Genomic DNA, 16994 nt, shown 5'->3' on the forward strand with positions numbered 1-16994 from the left:
TGGTGGTTTCGAGGCTCGTCGCTAGCGCTCCTCGCACCTCAACCACCGGTCGGCGGGTGGTGGTTTCGAGGCTCGTCGCTAGCGCTCCTCGCACCTCAACCACCGGTCGGCCGGTGGTTGAGGTGCGAGCGAAGCGAAGCCGATCCGGTGGTTGAGGTGCGAGCGAAGCGAGCCTCGAAACCACCGGACCGCTCAGGCCTTCTTGGCCGCAGCCTTCTTCGCCGGCGCCTTCTTCGCCGGCGCCTTCTTGGCCGCCGTCTTCTTCGCGGCCGTCTTCTTGGCGGGCGCCTTCTTGGTGGTCTTCTTGGCGGCCTTCTTCGCCGGACCCTTCGCGCGGCGCTCGGCCAGCAGCTCCGCGGCCCGCTCCAGGGTGATCGCCTCGACCGAGTCGTCCTTGCGCAGCGTGGCGTTGAACTCGCCGTCGGTGACGTACTCGCCGAACCGGCCCGCCTTCACCACGACCGGCTGCCCGGAGACCGGGTCGTTGCCGAGCTCCTTGAGCGGCGGAGCCGCGGCGGCGCGGCCGCGCTGCTTGGGCTGGCTGTAGATCTTCAGCGCCTCGTCGAGGGTGATCGAGAAGAGCTGGTCCTCGGCCGTCAGCGAGCGGGAGTCGGTGCCCTTCTTCAGGTACGGCCCGTAGCGGCCGTTCTGGGCGGTGATCTCCTCGCCGTCCTCGCCGACCCCGACCACCCGCGGCAGCGAGAGCAGCTTGACGGCGTCCTCGAGGGTGACCGTGTCCAGCGACATGGTCTTGAAGAGGGAGCCGGTGCGCGGCTTCTCCTTGGCCTTCTTCTTCGCGGCCGAGGCGTCCTCGTCCTCGGGCAGCACCTCGGTGACGTACGGGCCGTAGCGGCCGTTCTTGGCGACCACGCGCAGTCCGGTCTCGGGGTGCACCCCGAGCTCGACCTCCTCACCGGCCGGGTTGGCCAGCAGCTCGGTCGCCTTCGCCACGGTGAGCTCGTCGGGCGGCAGGTCGTCCGGCACGTTGGCGCGCTTGGCGAACGCGGTGCCGTCGTCGCCGGGGCCCTCCAGGTAGGGGCCGTACTTGCCGACCCGCAGGTGGATCCCGTCGGACTCCTCCCCGACCGGGAAGGTGGCCAGCGCCTTGGCGTCGATGTCGCCGAGGCCGTCGACCAGCGGCTTCACGCCCTGGAGCTTCTCCGAGCCGCGGTAGAACTCCTCGAGCTCGGAGACCCGGTCGCGACGCCCGGCGGCGATGTCGTCGAGGACGTCCTCCATGCCGGCGGTGAAGTCGTAGTCGATCAGCCGCTCGAAGTGCTCGGTGAGCAGGCGGACCACCGAGAAGGCGATCCAGGCCGGCACCAGCGCGGTGCCCTTCTTGTAGACGTAGCCGCGGTTGAGGATCGTGCCGATGATCGAGGCGTACGTCGAGGGGCGGCCGATCTCGCGCTCCTCGAGCTCCTTGATCAGCGTGGCCTCGGTGTAGCGGGACGGCGGCTTGGTCTCGTGGCCGTTGGCGCTGAGCGAGGCGGCGCTGACCGCGTCGCCCTCGTCCAGGTTCGGCAGCCGGGCCTCGCTGTCGTCCTTGCTGCTGCCGTCGTCGGTGCCCTCGACGTAGGCCTTGAGGAAGCCGTGGAAGGTGATCACGCGGCCGGAGGCGGAGAAGACGACGTCCTCGCCGCTGCTCGCCGCGCCGCCGAGCCGGATGGAGACGCTCTGGCCGACCGCGTCGCGCATCTGCGAGGCGACGGTGCGCATCCAGATCAGCTCGTAGAGCCGGAACTGGTCGCCGGTCAGGCCGGTCTGGGCGGGGGTGCGGAACGAGTCGCCGGCGGGGCGGATCGCCTCGTGCGCCTCCTGGGCGTTCTTCACCTTGGAGGCGTAGACGCGCGGCCGGTCCGGCAGGTACTCGGCGCCGTACAGCTCCTGCACCTGCGCGCGGGCCGCCCCGATGGCGCTGTCGGACAGCGTCGTGGAGTCGGTACGCATGTAGGTGATGAAGCCGTTCTCGTACAGCCGCTGGGCGACCGACATGGTCACCGAGGAGCTCATGCCGAGCTTGCGGCTGGCCTCCTGCTGCAGCGTGGTGGTGCGGAACGGCGCGTACGGCGAGCGCTTGTAGGGCTTGGACTCGACCGAGCGGACGGCGAAGTCGGTGTCGCCGAGCGCCGCGACCAGCGCCTCGGCGCGGGCACGGTCGAGGTGGACCACGTCGGCGCGGGCCTTGAGCAGGCCGTCGGGGCCGAAGTTGGAGCCGGAGGCGACGCGGGTGCCGTCGACGGCGTACAGCTTGGCCGGGAACATCCGCTGGTCGTGCTTCGAGCCGGCGTCGAAGGTGCCCTCGATGTCCCAGTAGGAGGCGACCTTGAAGGCGATCCGCTCCTTCTCGCGGTCGACCACCAGGCGGGTCGCCACCGACTGCACGCGGCCCGCGGAGAGGCCGGACATGATCTTGCGCCACAGCACCGGGGAGACCTCGTAGCCGTAGAGGCGGTCGAGGATCCGGCGGGTCTCCTGCGCCTCGACCAGGTCCATGTCGAGGTCGCGCGGGTTGGCGGCGGCGTCCTGGATGGCGGCGCGGGTGATCTCGTTGAAGACCATCCGCTTGACCGGGATGTTCTTCGGCTTCAGCTCGTCCAGCAGGTGCCAGGCGATCGCCTCCCCCTCGCGGTCACCATCGGTGGCGAGGTAGAGCTCGTCGGCGTCCTTGAGCAGCGACTTGAGCTTGCTGATGTGGGACTTCTTGTCCCGGGGGACGACGTAGTACGGCGTGAACTCGTGGTCGACGTCGATCGCCAGCCGCCCCCACGGCTTGTCCTTGATCTTGGCCGGGGTGTCGGCGGCGTTGTTCGGCAGGTCGCGGATGTGCCCGATCGACGACTCCACGACGAAGCCGTCGCCGAGGTAGCCGCCGATGGTGCGCGCCTTGGCCGGTGACTCGACGATCACCAACTTGTGTGCCACTGCCGTGTTCATCTCCGTGCTCAGAGGGCGTCCGCGCCCTGGTTCTGGTCCCCGTGGAAGGGGCGTGCACCCCTCCTCGGCCGCTCACGGTAGCGCGTACCGCCCACTTCTCCGCAGCACCGACCGGCCCGGGAGACTCACGGCGTGACGGTCAACTCACCCACGAGGCGCTTCTGAAGGGCGCCCAGCTGGCTGTCGCCGATCGGCACGACGAAGATGTAGAGGCCGTAGAAGCGGGCGTCGCCGGTGTCCACCACGACCACCTGCGCGACGTCCCCCTCGGCCGAGACCTCGTCCAGGTCGACCCGCAGCTCCGCGGTGATCGAGAAGGCGTCGTACCCGTCGACGTCGATCGGCCCGGAGGTCAGGTCGGTGCGGCCCGTGAACCCGCTGTAGAGGTCGGGCGACGCCGCCATGCACTGCATGATCACCTCCGCCGCCTGGGCGGTGCCGTCGTAGCCGTTGGCCTTGCGCAGGCCGCCGACGCCGGCGGTGGAGACCCAGCCGGTGTTCTTCCCCTCCTCGATCAGCTTGTAGACGGGGGTGAACCGGTCGGCGAAGGCGAACGCCTCGGCGTAGTCGACCTGGACCTCGAAGCCCTGCCCCTGCAGCGACGGCATGGTCAGGCCGCCGCCGCTGATCGTCGGGCCGCGCTGCACCCGCGCCGGCGTCGGGATCCCGCCCAGGCACTGGCGGCCCGTGGGCGTGATCGTGCTGCGGCTGCTGGGGCTCTTGCTGGGGCCGGTCGTGTCGGTGCTGGGCGCCTCGGTCGACTTCGAGCTCGGGGTGTCGCTCGGCGTCGGGGTGTCGCTGGCGCTGGGCGTCTCCTCGGTCGGCGTGTCGGTGGGGCTCGGCGGCGCGGAGGAGGTGTCGGTGTCCGGGACCGGCGTGGTCCCCTCCTCGGCGATCGCGCGCACCACCAGGAAGGAGAGGACGCCGAGCACGGTCAGCAGCACCACGGCGCCGACCACGATCGCGACGACCTTGCCGCGGCCGGAGCCGGTGCCGGGGGTGCCGGGGGTGCCGGGGGTGCCGGGGGTGCCGGGGGTGCCGGGGGGTGGTGGGACGGGGGTGCCCTGGGCCGGGGTCGGCGGCCACTGCTGGGGCTGGCCGGGCTGCTCGGGTTGGCCGGGCTGCTGGGGCTGGCCGGGCTGCTGGGCGCCGCCCGCGGCGTCCTGGGCCGGGGTTCCCTGGGCCGGGGTGCCCTGGGCCGGGGTGCCCTGGGCCGGGGTGCCGGGCGCGGCCTGGCCGCCGCCCGCCGTCCCCGCCCACGGGTTGGTCGAGGTGTGCTGGCTCCACTGCTGGCCGTCCCAGTAGCGGTAGGTGTCGGGAGCGCCCGCGGGGTCGGGGTACCAGCCTGCGTTGGTCACGGCCGACAGTGTGCCAAAGGCGGGCGCCGCCCCGGGGTGGCTTCCAGGGGCCGGTGCGACGGTCCGCCGACCGGCGTACCTCTGGCCTCAGGCGTCCCAGCGGACAGGCAGTTCGGTCACTTGGCAGGCGTTGCAACGCCTGTCAAGCGTCGGAATCACCGGTCGACCGGTGATTCCGACGCCGGCGCCTCAGACCAGGAACCCCTCGCGCACCAGCTCCTCCACCTCGGGCAGGTACACCTCGCGCAGCGACTCGGCGTCCCGCTCCAGCAGGTGCGCGACGGCGTCGAGGATCTGCCCGACGCTGAGGTCCCCGTCGCACGCGCCGACCAGGGCGGCGGCGACGGTGTCGGCCTGGCGCGCCCGGCGGAAGCCGCGCTGCTGCCGGAGCACGATGGTGGCGGGGTCCTCGGCGCCGACCGGGCCCTGGGTCTCCTGGACGACGTCCTCGCGCACCCGCAGGTGGCTCTCCGGGGTCACCGCGGCGGCGGCGATGGTCTGGTCCGCCCACCCGGAGATCGCCGACGCGATCGGCTGCTCGACCTCGTAGGGCCACTCCAGCAGCTCCACGGTCCGGTCGGAGCGGCCGCTGCGGTGCAGGTTGATCCACCCGAACCCGATGCCCCCGACGCCCTGGTCCTCCAGCCAGGAGAGCCAGGTGTCGTAGCGGCGCAGGTACTCCGCCGCGCTGCCGCCGCCGGTGGCGGGGTGGTGGCCGGAGTCCTTGAGCCACAGCTCGACGTAGGAGGCGGGGTCGAGGATCTCGCGCTGCACCACGAAGGCGTCGCAGTCCTCGGGCAGCCAGCCCGCGAGCCTCTCGTCCCACGGCTGGTCCTCGGAGATCACCCAATTCGCCAGGACCTGGCACCAGCCGCCGTCGTTGAGGTGGCCGGGCGCGGTGCGGACGATGTGCTCGACGACGCGGTCGCCGGGCAGGCCGGAGTCCCGGTAGACGAGCCGCTCGCCGGTGGCCGGGGAGATGACGAACGGCGGGTTGGTGGCGATCAGGTCGAACCGCTGGCCGGCGACGGGCTCGAAGAAGGAGCCGTCGACGACGTCGATCTTGTCGTCCATCTCGTTCAGCTCGGCGTTGAACCGGGCCATCGCCAGCGCCCGGGCGTTGACGTCGGTGGCCACCACCCGGTCGGCGTGCGCGGCGAGGTGGAGCGCCTGCACGCCGCAGCCGGTGCCCAGGTCCAGGGCGGAGCCGACGTCGTGGCGCAGGGTGAGCTGGGCCAGCGAGGAGGACGCCTGGCTGATCCCGAGCACGTAGTCGCCGGTGACCTGGGTGGCGGCGCCGTCCAGGCCCGGCGTCAGGTCGCTGACCACCCACAGGTCCTCGCCCTCCGCGGTCGCGTAGGGGCGGCAGTCCAGCCGGGCGGCGACCTCGGCGACGCTCTGCACGACGAGGCCGGCAGCGGCGAGCCGGTCGATCAGGCCCGGCAGCGCCGCCTCCGCGGCGGAGCGGTCGACGGCGTCCTGCAGCAGGAAGAGGCGGACCAGCGTGGCGAGCGGCGAGTCGTCCCGCGCCGTACGGCGGCGGGCCGGCGTCGTCTCGTTGCGCGAGAGCGCCTGGTGGGCCTCCGGCCCGAGCAGCTCGGCGACCGCGTCGTAGCGGAAGTCGGCCGCGGTCAAGGCGTCGCGGAGCGGGGCGGCGAGGTCGAGGGAGGGCACATGCCGAACGCTACGGGGCGGCCGCGCCGAACGACACCGGCGGGCACGGTCGGAACCCCCGCCGACCGTGCCCGCGATGCCGCGCGGCCCCCGGACCGCGCCGAGCAGCCGGGATCAGCCGGCGCAGGCCGCCATCCGGCGCTTGATCACGCGGGCGGTGTGCCGCGCCCGCGGCCCGTACTCGCCGGCCGCGGCCTCGTCGAGCAGCACCTGGGCGGCCGCCGGCCGGTCCTCGGCGGGCAGGTGGAGGATGCCGCGGATCTCGCGGCGCAGCGCCGGCCGCATCCGGTGCCAGGCCTTCTTCCCGAGGCGGTGGGTGACGAACCTCTTGGCGCGGGGCCCGTACTCGCCCATCAGCGCGGTGCGGCGGATCTCGCGCAGGCCGGCCTTGAGGGCGGGCGCGTCGAGGCCGCGCAGCGCCTGCAGGTCCGCGAGGAGCGCGTCGGGCAGCTTGGCCTTGAGCGCCCCGCAGGCGATGGGCGGCGGCGCGGTCTCGGGCCCCGAGGTGCCCGAGGCGGTGGAGGCGGCCGAGGCACCGGTCGTCGCCGAGGTCGGGGCGATCAGCGCGGTGCCGCCGACGACGGCGATCACCGCGAGCAGGGCGCCGACGGTCGCGGCGGCGACGCTGGACGCCATCCGGCGCCCGATGGTCCGGGTGACGCTGGTGCGTCGGGGGGTCATGCGGTTCGTGGTCATGGTGTCTCCTCACGCACTCGGCCCCGAGGGACCGGGCCGGGTCCGTCCCGGCACCGACGAACCTGCTGGCCGCCGGTGGCCGCCACGTGCGCGGAATGTTCGGGCTCTGTCAGGACCGCACCGGGCGGCCCGGTTCGGCCCTCCCGGGCGGCGGAGCCGGGCTAGCGTCGCCCCGTGCCCACCTCCTCCGCGACCCCAGGCCCCGCCGGCTCCCCGGGCCCGGGTGGTGCCGGCGCCGGCGGCGGCCTGGTGCTGGTCGTCGAGGACGACCCGTCCATCGCGGACGTCGAGCGCCGCTACCTCACCGACGCCGGCTTCGGCGTGGTCGTGGTCGGCGACGGCGACGAGGCGCTGGCCGCGGTGCGCCGCTGGCAGCCCGTCGCCCTGGTCCTCGACATCAGCCTGCCGGGCCCCGACGGGATCGAGGTCTGCCGCCGCCTGCGCGAGGGCGGGGACTGGACGCCGGTCCTCTTCGTCACCGCCCGGGACGACGAGGTCGACCGGGTCCTCGGCCTGGAGTCCGGCGGCGACGACTACGTGACCAAGCCCTTCTCCCCGCGGGAGCTGGTGGCGCGGGTGCGCGCGGTGCTGCGGCGGCGCGGCGGCACCACGCCCGGCACCGTGCTGGAGGCGGGCGCGGTCCGCCTCGACCCGGCCACCCGCCGGGTCACCGCCGACGGGGCCGAGGTGGCGCTGACGATGACCGAGTTCAACCTGCTCGAGGCCCTGCTCCTCGCCCGCGGCCGGGTGCTCGACCGCGCCGCGCTGCTGGCCTCGGCGTGGGGGCAGGCCGACTACGTCGGGTCGCGCACCGTCGACGTCCACGTCGCCCAGGTGCGGGCCAAGCTGGGGCCGCACTCCCCGGTCGAGACCGTGCGCGGCGTCGGCTACCGGATCGGCCACCAGGACCGGCCGTGAACCGCCCGGCGCTCTCCCTGACCGGCCGGCTGACCGCCGCCATCGGCGGCGTCGCGCTGGCCACCCTGCTGCTGGCCGGGGCGATGCTGGTGCCGCTGGTCGGCACCGCGACCGAGCAGGCGGTCCGCGCGCCGCTGGCCCGCCAGGCCGACACGCTGGCCCGCCTGCCGCTCGGCGCCGACTCGGTGCGCGGCAACGCCCTGCTCGCGCGGGCGGACCTGACCGTGGGCCGGGTCGGCGCCGAAGGCGCGGCCACCGGCGCCGCCGAGGCCCTGGACGCCGAGGAGCGCGCGGCGCTGCTCGCGGGCGCCGCGGTCTCCGGCACGGGCGAGTACGCCGGCACGACCATCCTCTTCGAGGCCCGGCCGGTCCGCGGCGGCGGTGGCATCGTCGTCGCGGCCGACGCGGCCGCGGTGGACGGCGCGGTGACCCGTCTGCGCCGCCGCCTGGTGCTCGCGGGCATGGTCGCCCTGCTCGGCGCGGTGACGGTGGGCTGGCTGCTGGCGCGCCAGGTCGGGCGCCCGGTCGCCGGGGCCGCGACCATCGCGCGGCGGCTGGCCGCCGGCGAGCGCGGCGTCGCCCACCCCGCGGCCGCCGGACCGCCGGAGGTCCAACAGCTCCAGGTCGCGCTCGGCGAGCTCGACGGCGCGCTGGCCCACGGCGAGGCGCGGGAGCGGGAGTTCCTGCTCTCGGTCTCCCACGAGCTGCGCACGCCGCTGACCGCGATCCGCGGGTACGCCGAGGCGCTGGCCGACGGCGTGGTCGGCCCCGAGGAGGTGGCGGAGGTCGGCGCGACGCTGCGCGCCGAGTCGGAGCGGCTGGGGCGCTACGTGGCCGACCTGCTCGCACTGGCGCGCCTGCAGGCGGCGGAGTTCCAGGTGGCCCCGGTCAAGACCGACCTCGGGGCGCTGGTCGCGGAGGCGGGCCGCGCCTGGGCGACCACCGCGGCGACGTCCGGGGTCCGGGTCGCGGCCGAGCCCACCGGTCCCCTGCCCGCGCGGACCGACCCGGACCGCGTCCGCCAGGTCGTCGACACCCTCGTCGACAACGCCGTGCGCGTGCTCGCCGCCGAGCAGACGCCGGCACCCCTCGTGGTGCTCGCCGCACGCGGCGCCCCGGACGACTCCGGCGAGGTCGTCGTCGAGGTCCGCGACAACGGGCCCGGGATCCCCGAGGCCGAGTGGGACGCGGCGTTCCAGCCGGGCATCCTGCACGCCCGGGCTCCCGCGGCACGGACGGGCGCCCAGGGCCTGGGGCTCGCCATCGCCCACCGGCTGGCGCTGCGGCTGGGCGGGACGCTCGCGGTGGACCGGGCACCCGAGGGCGGTGCGCGGTTCACGCTGACCCTGCCCGGCGGCTGAGCCGCGTCCCGGTCGCCCCGGAACGAGCGGACCCCGCCGCCGGCAGTCGCCGTGGCGGGGTCCACCGTGCGGGCCCGAGCCCGCGCTCCCTCCCTCAGGAGGTCGCGGCCGTCTCCTCCTCGTCGACCATCGAGGTCGCGCGCTGCTTGGAGATGTAGACCGCGACGACGATGCCCGCGGCGGCGGCCACGGCGATCAGGATCCGCACCGTGTCGTTGGCGCTGTCGCCGTAGGAGAGGCTGACCACGGCGCCGACGATCAGCAGCGAGACCAGGTTCATCACCTTCAGCAGCGGGTTGATCGCCGGACCGGCGGTGTCCTTGAACGGGTCGCCGACGGTGTCGCCGATGACCGTCGCGGCGTGGGCGTCGGAGCCCTTGCCGCCGTGGATCCCGTCCTCGACCAGCTTCTTGGCGTTGTCCCACGCCCCGCCGGCGTTGGCCAGGAAGACCGCCATCAGCGTGCCGGTGGCGATCGCGCCGACCAGGAACCCGGCCAGCGGGCCCACGCCGAGGCCGAAACCGACCGCGATCGGGCTCAGGATCGCCAGGATGCCCGGGGTGGCGAGCTCGCGCAGCGAGTCGCGGGTGACGATGTCGACGACCTTGCCGTACTCGGGCCGGCCCGTCCCCTCCATGATCCCGGGGATGTCGCGGAACTGACGTCGTACCTCCATCACGACCGCGCCCGCGGCCCGGCCGACCGCGCTGATCGCGAGGCCGGAGAAGAGGAACACCACGCCGGCGCCGAGCAGGGTGCCGACGATGAGCTTGGCGTCGACGATCAGGAACGCGGCTGCGAACGCGCTGGTGTCGGCGGCGCTCACCCCGTCGGCCTTCAGCAGCGACTCGGTCGCGGACTGGGCGTAGGACGCGAACAGCGCGCTGGCCGCGAGCACGGCGGTGGCGATCGCGATGCCCTTGGTGATCGCCTTGGTGGTGTTGCCGACGGCGTCGAGCTCGGTGAGGATCTGCGCCCCCTCCTCGCTGACGTCACCCGACATCTCCGCGATGCCCTGGGCGTTGTCGGAGACCGGGCCGAAGGTGTCCATGGCGACGATCACGCCGACGGTGGTGAGGAGTCCGCAGCCGGCCAGCGCCACCGCGAAGAGGGCGGCGGACCCGCCGAGGATCGCGGCGCCGAAGACCGCGGCGCCGATCACCACGGCGGTGTAGACGGCCGACTCCAGGCCGACGGCGAGGCCGGAGAGGATGACGGTGGCCGCGCCGGTGAGCGAGGTGCGGCCGACGTGCTTGACCGGGGCCCGCTCGGTGCTGGTGAAGTGCTCGGTCAGCGCCAGGATCAGCGCGGCGAGCGCGATGCCGATCACCACCGAGCCGGCGGCGAACGTGGCCGGGCCGACCGGGGGCTCGCCCTCGGCACCGGCCAGCAGGCCACCGAACGCGTCGCCGGTGCCGGTCAGGTCGGACCAGGACGACGGGAGGTAGACGAAGGCGAGGATCACGCTGGCGAGCGCGCCGACGCCGGCGGAGAGGTAGAAGGAGCGGTTGATGGTCGCCATCCCGCTCTCGCCCTCCCGCGGCTTGGTGAGGAACACCCCGGCCATCGCCGACAGCGCGCCGATCGCGGGGACGAGCAGCGGGAAGACCAGGCCCTTGTCGCCGAACGCCTGGGAGCCCAGGATCAGCGCCGCGACCAGCGTGACGGCGTACGACTCGAAGAGGTCGGCCGCCATGCCGGCGCAGTCGCCCACGTTGTCGCCGACGTTGTCCGCGATGGTCGCGGCGTTGCGGGGGTCGTCCTCGGGGATGTTCTGCTCGACCTTGCCGACCAGGTCCGCCCCGACGTCGGCGGCCTTGGTGAAGATGCCGCCGCCGACGCGCATGAACATCGCCAGCAGGGCGGCACCGAAGCCGAAGCCCTCCAGCACCTCGGGGGCCTCGTCCTGGAAGAGCAGCACCACGATGCTGGCGCCGAGCAGGCCGAGGCCGACGGTGGCCATGCCGACCACCGCGCCGGTGCGCAGGCCCAGGTTCATCGCGGGGTTGCGCCCGACCTCCTCGGCCGCGGCGGCGACGCGCAGGTTGGCCCGCACCGCCAGCCACATCCCCAGGTAGCCGATCGTCGCCGAGAAACCGGCGCCGACCAGGAAGAAGACCGAGCGGAAGATCCGCACCGTCATGTCGTCTGCGGGCAGCAGCAGGAGCGCCACGAAGGCGATCGCACCGAAGATGCCCAGCGTCCGGAACTGCCGGGTCAGGTAGGCGTTGGCACCCTCCTGCACGGCCTGCGCGATCCGGCGCATGTTCTCGGTGCCCTCGCCGGCGGCCAGCACCTCGGCTCGGAAGACGGCGGCGAGGGCCAGTGCGGCGAGCGCGATGAGCCCGACCACCAGCACCAGGACCAGGTTGCCGCCGTCCACCTCGGCCACCAGCGGGGAGATTCCAACCATTTCTTCTGCCTCCTTGGAGGGAGTCGCAGGGAGGATCGGTGTGACCCACGTCATATCAACGTGGTGGGGATACTACGCAGGGCGAAGCGCCGTTCGGGGTGAATGAGTGATGGAAGTCACACGAAAGATGTGGGCGCGTTGCGTCTGGATGTGCGGTCGGCGCGGCTCGGCCGTCCCGGCGGGCAGGGTCGTGTGCCGCAGACCCCTGTAGGTCGGTGCCTCGGGCATACGAGGCGGGTTGGCGGCGGGTTGCCGGCGGCTGGCCGCGGGTGGCTGGCCGCGGGTCGTGTGCCCCACACCCCCGCATGCCGATGCCTCAGGCACACGACCCCGACCCGAGACGGGTCGTGTGCGTCAGACCCCTCCCAGGCGATGCCTCAGGCACACGACGCAGCGGCGAGATGCGCGGCCGACGCCACGCAGCGCCGGTCAGCCCAGGGCGGAGTCGACCGAGTCGTGGATGACGAAGACCTTCGCCAGGCCGGTGATCTTGAAGATCTTCAGCAGCCGGTCCTGGGTGCAGACCAGCTCCAGCGCACCGTCGTGGGCGCGGACCTTCTTCAGGCCGCCCACCAGCACGCCGAGCCCGGTGGAGTCGAGGAACTCGACCGCCTCCATGTCGACGACGAGGCGGTAGCTGCCCCCGGCGACCAGCTCACTGATCGTGTCCCGCAGCTTCGGCGCGGTGTAGACGTCGATCTCGCCACCCACCGCGATCACGGTGCGGCCGGCGGTCTCGCGCGTCGACAACGTCAGATCCACGTATCCACCCTCGCTCCGGTCAAGACAGTCGTCAGGAGCACACATCAAACCATGCCCGCCGGAGCCGGGAACAGTTGAGACGGCACCGGCCCCCGGACGGGGTGGATGAGGTGTCGCGAGGCCGCCCGAGAGGGCGGCGGCGAGCACCGGCGGACACCCGACCGCGTGCATGGTTCCGTCCGCCCCACGTGTGAGGATCGGAGGCATGACGCTCCACCCCGCCGCGCACCCGCTGGAGGTGTCCGCGGTGGTCCGCAGGCTCACCGCGGCGCCCGGTCGCGCCGAGCGGCTGACCCACCACGAGCAGGTCGCGGCGCGCCCGGCGGTGCACGCGGAGTGGCCGGCCTGGGCGGACGCGGACCTGGTGGCGGCGTACCGGGGGCGGGGCGTCGACCGCCCCTGGCGGCACCAGGTCGCGGCCGCCGAGGCGGCGCGTCGCGGCGAGCACGTGGTGCTCGCCACCGGGACCGCCTCGGGCAAGTCGCTGGCGTACCTGCTGCCGGCGCTGACCGCTATCCGCGAGCGTCGTGGGCCGCGGCAGCAGCGCGGCTCGAGCACGCTCTACCTCGCGCCGACCAAGGCACTCGCGCAGGACCAGCGCGCCGCGATCGCCGACCTGGGGATCGACGTGCGCGTCGCCACCCACGACGGCGACAGCAGCCCCGAGCAGCGGGAGTGGACGCGCGACCACGGCGAGTACGTGCTCTCCAACCCCGACATGCTGCACCGCTCGCTGCTGCCGGGCCACGCCCACTGGTCGCGCTTCTTCGCCTCCCTCGACTTCGTGGTGGTCGACGAGTGCCACCACTACCGCGGCGTGTTCGGAGCTCACGTCGCCCAGATCCTGCGCCGGCTGCGGCGGGTCTGCGCTCGGTACGGCGCCTCGCCGACGTTCGTGCTGGCCTCGGCCACCGTCGCGGAGCCCGAGGTGGCGGCGGCCCGGCTGACCGGGCTGGACGTCGCGGCGGTGACCGAGGACGCCTCCCCCCGCGGCGAGCTGGCCGTGCTGCTGTGGGAGCCGCCGCTGCTGCCCGGGGACGGGGAGCACGGCGCACCGGTACGACGCCCGGCCCCCGTCGAGACCGCCGACCTGATGACGGACCTGGTGCTGGAGGACGTCCGGACGCTCGCCTTCGTCAGGTCCCGCCGCGGGGTCGAGTCGGTCGCCCGGCGCGCCGGGGACCTGCTGGCCGAGGTCGACCCCTCCCTGGCCGGACGCGTCGACTCCTACCGCGGCGGCTACCTCCCCGAGGAGCGGCGGGCGCTGGAGGCCGACCTGCGCAGCGGCCGGCTGCTGGGCATGGCGGCCACCAACGCGCTCGAGCTGGGCATCGACGTCTCCGGTCTGGACGCGGTGGTGGTGGCCGGCTTCCCCGGGACGCGGGCGGCGTTCTGGCAGCAGATCGGCCGCGCGGGGCGATCCGGCGGCGAGGCGCTCGGGGTCCTGGTGGCGCGCGACGACCCACTGGACACCTACCTGGTGCACCACCCCGACGCGCTGCTCGGCCAGCCGGTCGAGGGCACCGTCTTCGACACCGACAACCCCTACGTGCTGGGTCCGCACCTGTGCGCGGCTGCCGCCGAGGCCCCGCTCACCGTCGCCGACCTGCCCCTGTTCGGCCCGCTGGCGCGGGAGGTGCTGGCCGAGCTGGTCGCGGGCGGCCTGCTCCGGCGGCGGGCCAACGGCTGGTACTGGACCGACCGCCGCCGAGCGTCGGACCTGGCGGACATCCGCTCGGCCGGCGGCCGGCAGGTGCAGCTGATCGAGGGAGCCACGGGACGGGTGGTCGGCACCGTCGACGGCGGCCGGGCGGACTCCACGGCCCACGCCGGCGCGGTGTACCTGCACCGCGGCGAGACGTGGCTGGTGGAGTCGCTGGACCTCGACGAGCACGTCGCGGTGATGAACCCGACCGAGGCCACGTTCACCACCACCGCGCGCGAGCTCACCGACATCACCATCGTCACCGAGGACGAGCACACGGCCTGGGGCCGGTGCCGGCTCGCGCTGGGCACCACCGACGTCTCCCAGCAGGTCGTCTCCTACCTGCGCCGCCGGGCCGCCACCGGGGAGGTCGTCGACGAGACCCCGCTGGACCTGCCGGAGCGGACGCTGCGGACCACCGCGGTGTGGTGGACCGTCCCGCCCGAGGTGCTCGCCGAGACCGGGCTGGCCGCGGCCGACCTCCCCGGCGCCGCGCATGCCGCGGAGCACTGCTCGATCGGCCTGCTGCCGCTCTTCGCCACCTGCGACCGGTGGGACATCGGCGGCGTCTCGACCGCGCTGCACCCGGACACCGGGCAGCTGACCGTCTTCGTGCACGACGGCCACCCGGGTGGCGCCGGTTTCGCCGAGCGCGGCTACCGGACCGCTGTCGCCTGGCTGACCGCGACCCGCGACGCCATCGCCGCGTGCGGATGCGCCACCGGCTGCCCCTCCTGCGTCCAGTCGCCCAAGTGCGGCAACGGCAACGAGCCGCTGGACAAGGCGGGCGCGCTGGTGCTGCTGAACGCCCTGCTCGCCGAGGCGATGACCGGCACGGAGAGCCGCGCAGCCGGGTAGCCTGCGCCCATGCTGGTCTTCGGGCTCGTCCTCCTCGTCCTCGGCGTGGTGCTGATCCTCGGCGGCCTCTTCGCCTCCGGCACCGAGTCCAGGACCACCGGCGGCACGACCGACGTGCACACCACGTTCCTCGGCATCGACATGCCGGCCGAGACCCTGTTCCTGATGGGGGTCATCGCGGCCGCGCTCGTGCTGGGCGGCCTGTGGCTGTCGAGGATCGGCGCCCGCCAGGAGTGGCGGCGCCGCAAGGAGCGGAAGCGGCTCGACGAGCTGTCGCAGAAGCTGGACCGCGCGGAGGCCGACCGCCTCGAACGGCGCGACCCCGGCGAGGACGACTGACGCTCCGCTCGGGCCCCGCCCCGCCCCTCCCCACCTCCACCTCCACCTCCACCGCCACCCGAGCCCCAGCGCGCCACGGAGCACTCGTCGCGCGCTCGCCCCGCTGGGCTCACACCATCGGGCTCACCGGGCCGCCGCGACGCAGGCACGGCACCCGGCCGGCGCTACCGCCCCGGTCCGGCCCGCGCGCGGGCGACCAGGTCGCCGGTCTGACCGAGCCACCGCGGTCCCGTGACCCGGACCTCGGCCACGACGTCGCGGTCCTCCACGCGGCATCCCAGCAGGGTCGCCCCGTTGGCGGCGGCCACCTCGCCCGCCACCCGGCAGGCGTCGCCGCCCTCCGCGAGCCTGGCCGCGCCGGCCAGCGCGGCCAGGTCGGCGGCGGCCTGCGCCCGGCGGTGGTCCACGACGAGCGTCGCGGCAACCCCGAGGGCGCAGCCGACGAGGAGCAGCACGCCGGCGAGCGCGACGACGAGGACCGTCGCGGCGCCGCGCTCGCCCCGCACGGACCTCACGGCGCGGGCCTCACGGCGGGGTCCCCGCGGCGGGCGCCTCGCTCAGCGCGACGGCCTCCGCGCGCACCCGGGCGCCCGGCAGGAACCGGAGCAGGCCTCCCGGCCCCGGCACCACGCCGGACGCGCGGGCCACGACGCGGTCCCCTTCCGCCGCCACGGCGACCCGCACCCCGGCCGGCGCCACCCGCTGCCCGATCGCGACCGCCGCGGCCGGGTCGTCGCCGCGCGCCAGTGCGCGGGCGGCCTCGCGGGCCGCGTCGACGGTACGGACCTGGGCCGCGCCGACCGAGAGCAGCCACACCAGCGCGAGCGTGACGGCGCACAGCACCGGCAGGCCCACGACGAGCTCGGCGGTCACCGCACCGCGTGACCGCGATGACCGCCGGCCCGGACCGGGCAGCAGGCTCCGGCTCGGACGAGTCAGCCCCAGGGGGCTCACCCCACCCCCAGCAGGCCGAGGACGTGCTCGAAGAGGGTGCGCAGCATGCGGTCGCCGAACCCTCCCGTAAGCAGCTTGTAGAGCAGCCCGGCGAGGCCGGCGCCGGCGGCCGTGCCGACGGCGTACTCGGCGGTGGTGATCCCCCGCTGGCCGCGTCGGGACCGCCGGGAGATCCGGGACGGCCGGGCCCGCGCCGCGTCGGGCAGCGGCGAGACCGGCGGGGGCACCGGGAACGGGTGGACGGGCGGCGGGGGAAGGTCGATGACGGTCATGGTGGTCTCCTCTCCGGGCCGCCGGGTGCGGCCGTTGGGAGGACTCTGCGCGGGTCGGCCGACGCACCCCGGTCGCGTGGGCCGGGCCTGTGGAGAGGCGGACGCTCCCCACAGGGCCCGGGCGCGAAGGTGCGCGGGCGCGGTACGGGTGCGGCCACTGGCGTCACCACGCCAGCGTCCGGGCGAGCCCGGCGACGAGGGGGACGATCCCGAGCAGGAGGAAGGACGGGAGCAGGCAGACGCCGAGCGGTACGGCGGCGCGGACCCCCACCGCGCGGGCGCGGTCCTCCGCATCGGCGCGCCCCCGGGCCGCCAGGTCGTCGGCCAGCCGCTCGACCGCTGCGGCGGCCGAGGCCCCCGACCGGTGCGCACGCGCCATCGCCCGGCCCAACGGGGCCAGGGCGGGGTCGCCGGCGAGCGAGAGCCAGAGCGCGACCGGGTCGGCGCCCAGCTCCAGCCGGGCCGCGACCCCGAGCAGCCGGTCCGCCGCCGGGCCCGGCAGCGCGCGGGCGACGGCGCCGATCGCGGGTACGGGTGCCTGGCCCGAGCGCAGGGCGCCGCCGAGCAGGCCGACCAGGTGGGGCAGGTCGCGCCGTACCTGCTCGCGCCGCCGCCGCTCCGAACGGGGCTCGATCCGGGAGGCCAGCACCCAGGTCGCCACGGCGCCGGCCACACCGGCCGGCAGCGCGAGCGGGCCGCCCAGCAGCACGGCCGCGCCGGCACCGGCGCACGACGCCGCGAGCGCCC

14 protein-coding genes are annotated in these 16994 nt (G+C 74.8%); 4 read left to right on the forward strand and 10 right to left on the reverse strand.

The genetic code is table 11. The features are described 5' to 3' along the window. Positions 1–192 precede the first annotated feature (192 nt). The 4 genes from topA to ABLM29_RS20775 all read right to left on the reverse strand — a co-directional run bounded on the left by topA (position 193) and on the right by ABLM29_RS20775 (position 6665). Complete coding sequence (topA, locus tag ABLM29_RS20760; RefSeq protein WP_502889289.1) at positions 193–2937, reverse strand: type I DNA topoisomerase; 2745 nt, start codon at positions 2935–2937, stop codon at positions 193–195. Between the two features lie 125 nt (positions 2938–3062). Continuing rightward, a complete protein-coding gene (locus tag ABLM29_RS20765; RefSeq protein ID WP_349716491.1) occupies positions 3063–4295 on the reverse strand; it encodes a DUF2510 domain-containing protein in 1233 nt (410 codons plus the stop codon). Positions 4296–4484: 189 nt separating this feature from the next. Further along, positions 4485–5969: a DUF7059 domain-containing protein gene (locus ABLM29_RS20770; protein WP_349716492.1), complete on the reverse strand. Its 1485-nt coding sequence runs from the start codon at positions 5967–5969 to the stop codon at positions 4485–4487. Positions 5970–6083: 114 nt separating this feature from the next. After that, a complete protein-coding gene (locus ABLM29_RS20775) occupies positions 6084–6665 on the reverse strand; it encodes a hypothetical protein (protein ID WP_349716493.1) in 582 nt (193 codons plus the stop codon). A 174-nt stretch (positions 6666–6839) separates the two neighbouring features. Between ABLM29_RS20775 and ABLM29_RS20780 the strand changes: the two genes are divergently transcribed. Together ABLM29_RS20780 and ABLM29_RS20785 are read left to right on the forward strand one after the other, a co-directional pair. Beyond that, on the forward strand, positions 6840–7583 hold the full coding sequence (locus ABLM29_RS20780; protein WP_349716494.1) for a response regulator transcription factor: 744 nt from the start codon (positions 6840–6842) through the stop codon (positions 7581–7583). Next, positions 7580–8944 (forward strand): sensor histidine kinase, encoded by a 1365-nt coding sequence (locus tag ABLM29_RS20785; protein ID WP_349716495.1) that lies wholly within the window; start codon positions 7580–7582, stop codon positions 8942–8944. The genes ABLM29_RS20780 and ABLM29_RS20785 overlap by 4 nt, the downstream gene beginning before the upstream one ends. A 94-nt stretch (positions 8945–9038) precedes the next feature. Here ABLM29_RS20785 and ABLM29_RS20790 read toward each other — a convergent pair whose 3' ends face one another. Continuing rightward, complete coding sequence (locus tag ABLM29_RS20790; protein WP_349716497.1) at positions 9039–11357, reverse strand: sodium-translocating pyrophosphatase; 2319 nt, start codon at positions 11355–11357, stop codon at positions 9039–9041. A gap of 429 nt (positions 11358–11786) precedes the next feature. Further along, on the reverse strand, positions 11787–12119 hold the full coding sequence (locus tag ABLM29_RS20795; RefSeq protein WP_349716498.1) for an STAS domain-containing protein: 333 nt from the start codon (positions 12117–12119) through the stop codon (positions 11787–11789). Between the two features lie 205 nt (positions 12120–12324). On the opposite strand from ABLM29_RS20795, the gene ABLM29_RS20800 reads away from it, so the two are divergent. Continuing rightward, positions 12325–14682, forward strand: coding sequence for a DEAD/DEAH box helicase (locus ABLM29_RS20800; protein WP_349716499.1), 2358 nt, complete (start codon positions 12325–12327; stop codon positions 14680–14682). Between the two features lie 9 nt (positions 14683–14691). Further along, on the forward strand, positions 14692–15021 hold the full coding sequence (locus ABLM29_RS20805; RefSeq protein ID WP_349716500.1) for a hypothetical protein: 330 nt from the start codon (positions 14692–14694) through the stop codon (positions 15019–15021). A gap of 164 nt (positions 15022–15185) precedes the next feature. Here the strand turns inward: ABLM29_RS20805 and ABLM29_RS20810 are convergent, their stop codons facing one another. From ABLM29_RS20810 to ABLM29_RS20825, 4 genes are all read right to left on the reverse strand, one after another. Beyond that, on the reverse strand, positions 15186–15536 hold the full coding sequence (locus tag ABLM29_RS20810; RefSeq protein WP_349716501.1) for an Rv3654c family TadE-like protein: 351 nt from the start codon (positions 15534–15536) through the stop codon (positions 15186–15188). A gap of 10 nt (positions 15537–15546) precedes the next feature. Further along, a complete protein-coding gene (locus ABLM29_RS20815; protein WP_349716502.1) occupies positions 15547–15894 on the reverse strand; it encodes a TadE family type IV pilus minor pilin in 348 nt (115 codons plus the stop codon). A gap of 77 nt (positions 15895–15971) precedes the next feature. Continuing rightward, on the reverse strand, positions 15972–16247 hold the full coding sequence (locus tag ABLM29_RS20820) for a DUF4244 domain-containing protein (RefSeq protein WP_349716503.1): 276 nt from the start codon (positions 16245–16247) through the stop codon (positions 15972–15974). A gap of 163 nt (positions 16248–16410) precedes the next feature. Beyond that, positions 16411–16994, reverse strand: a 584-nt coding sequence (locus tag ABLM29_RS20825; RefSeq protein ID WP_349716504.1) for a type II secretion system F family protein, incomplete at its 5' end; no start/stop codon positions are given.

It is taken from the genome of Nocardioides sp. YIM 152588 (assembly GCF_040191335.1).
Classification (GTDB): Bacteria; Actinomycetota; Actinomycetes; order Propionibacteriales; family Nocardioidaceae; genus Nocardioides.

Coding starts and splice junctions, on each gene's coding strand:
- ABLM29_RS20820 (WP_349716503.1), bottom strand. CDS start 16,247: ATGACCGTCATCGACCTTCCCCCGCCGCCCGTCCACCCGTTCCCGGTG.
- ABLM29_RS20790 (WP_349716497.1), bottom strand. CDS start 11,357: ATGGTTGGAATCTCCCCGCTGGTGGCCGAGGTGGACGGCGGCAACCTG.
- ABLM29_RS20775 (WP_349716493.1), bottom strand. CDS start 6,665: ATGACCACGAACCGCATGACCCCCCGACGCACCAGCGTCACCCGGACC.
- ABLM29_RS20800 (WP_349716499.1), top strand. CDS start 12,325: ATGACGCTCCACCCCGCCGCGCACCCGCTGGAGGTGTCCGCGGTGGTC.
- ABLM29_RS20805 (WP_349716500.1), top strand. CDS start 14,692: ATGCTGGTCTTCGGGCTCGTCCTCCTCGTCCTCGGCGTGGTGCTGATC.
- topA (WP_502889289.1), bottom strand. CDS start 2,937: ATGAACACGGCAGTGGCACACAAGTTGGTGATCGTCGAGTCACCGGCC.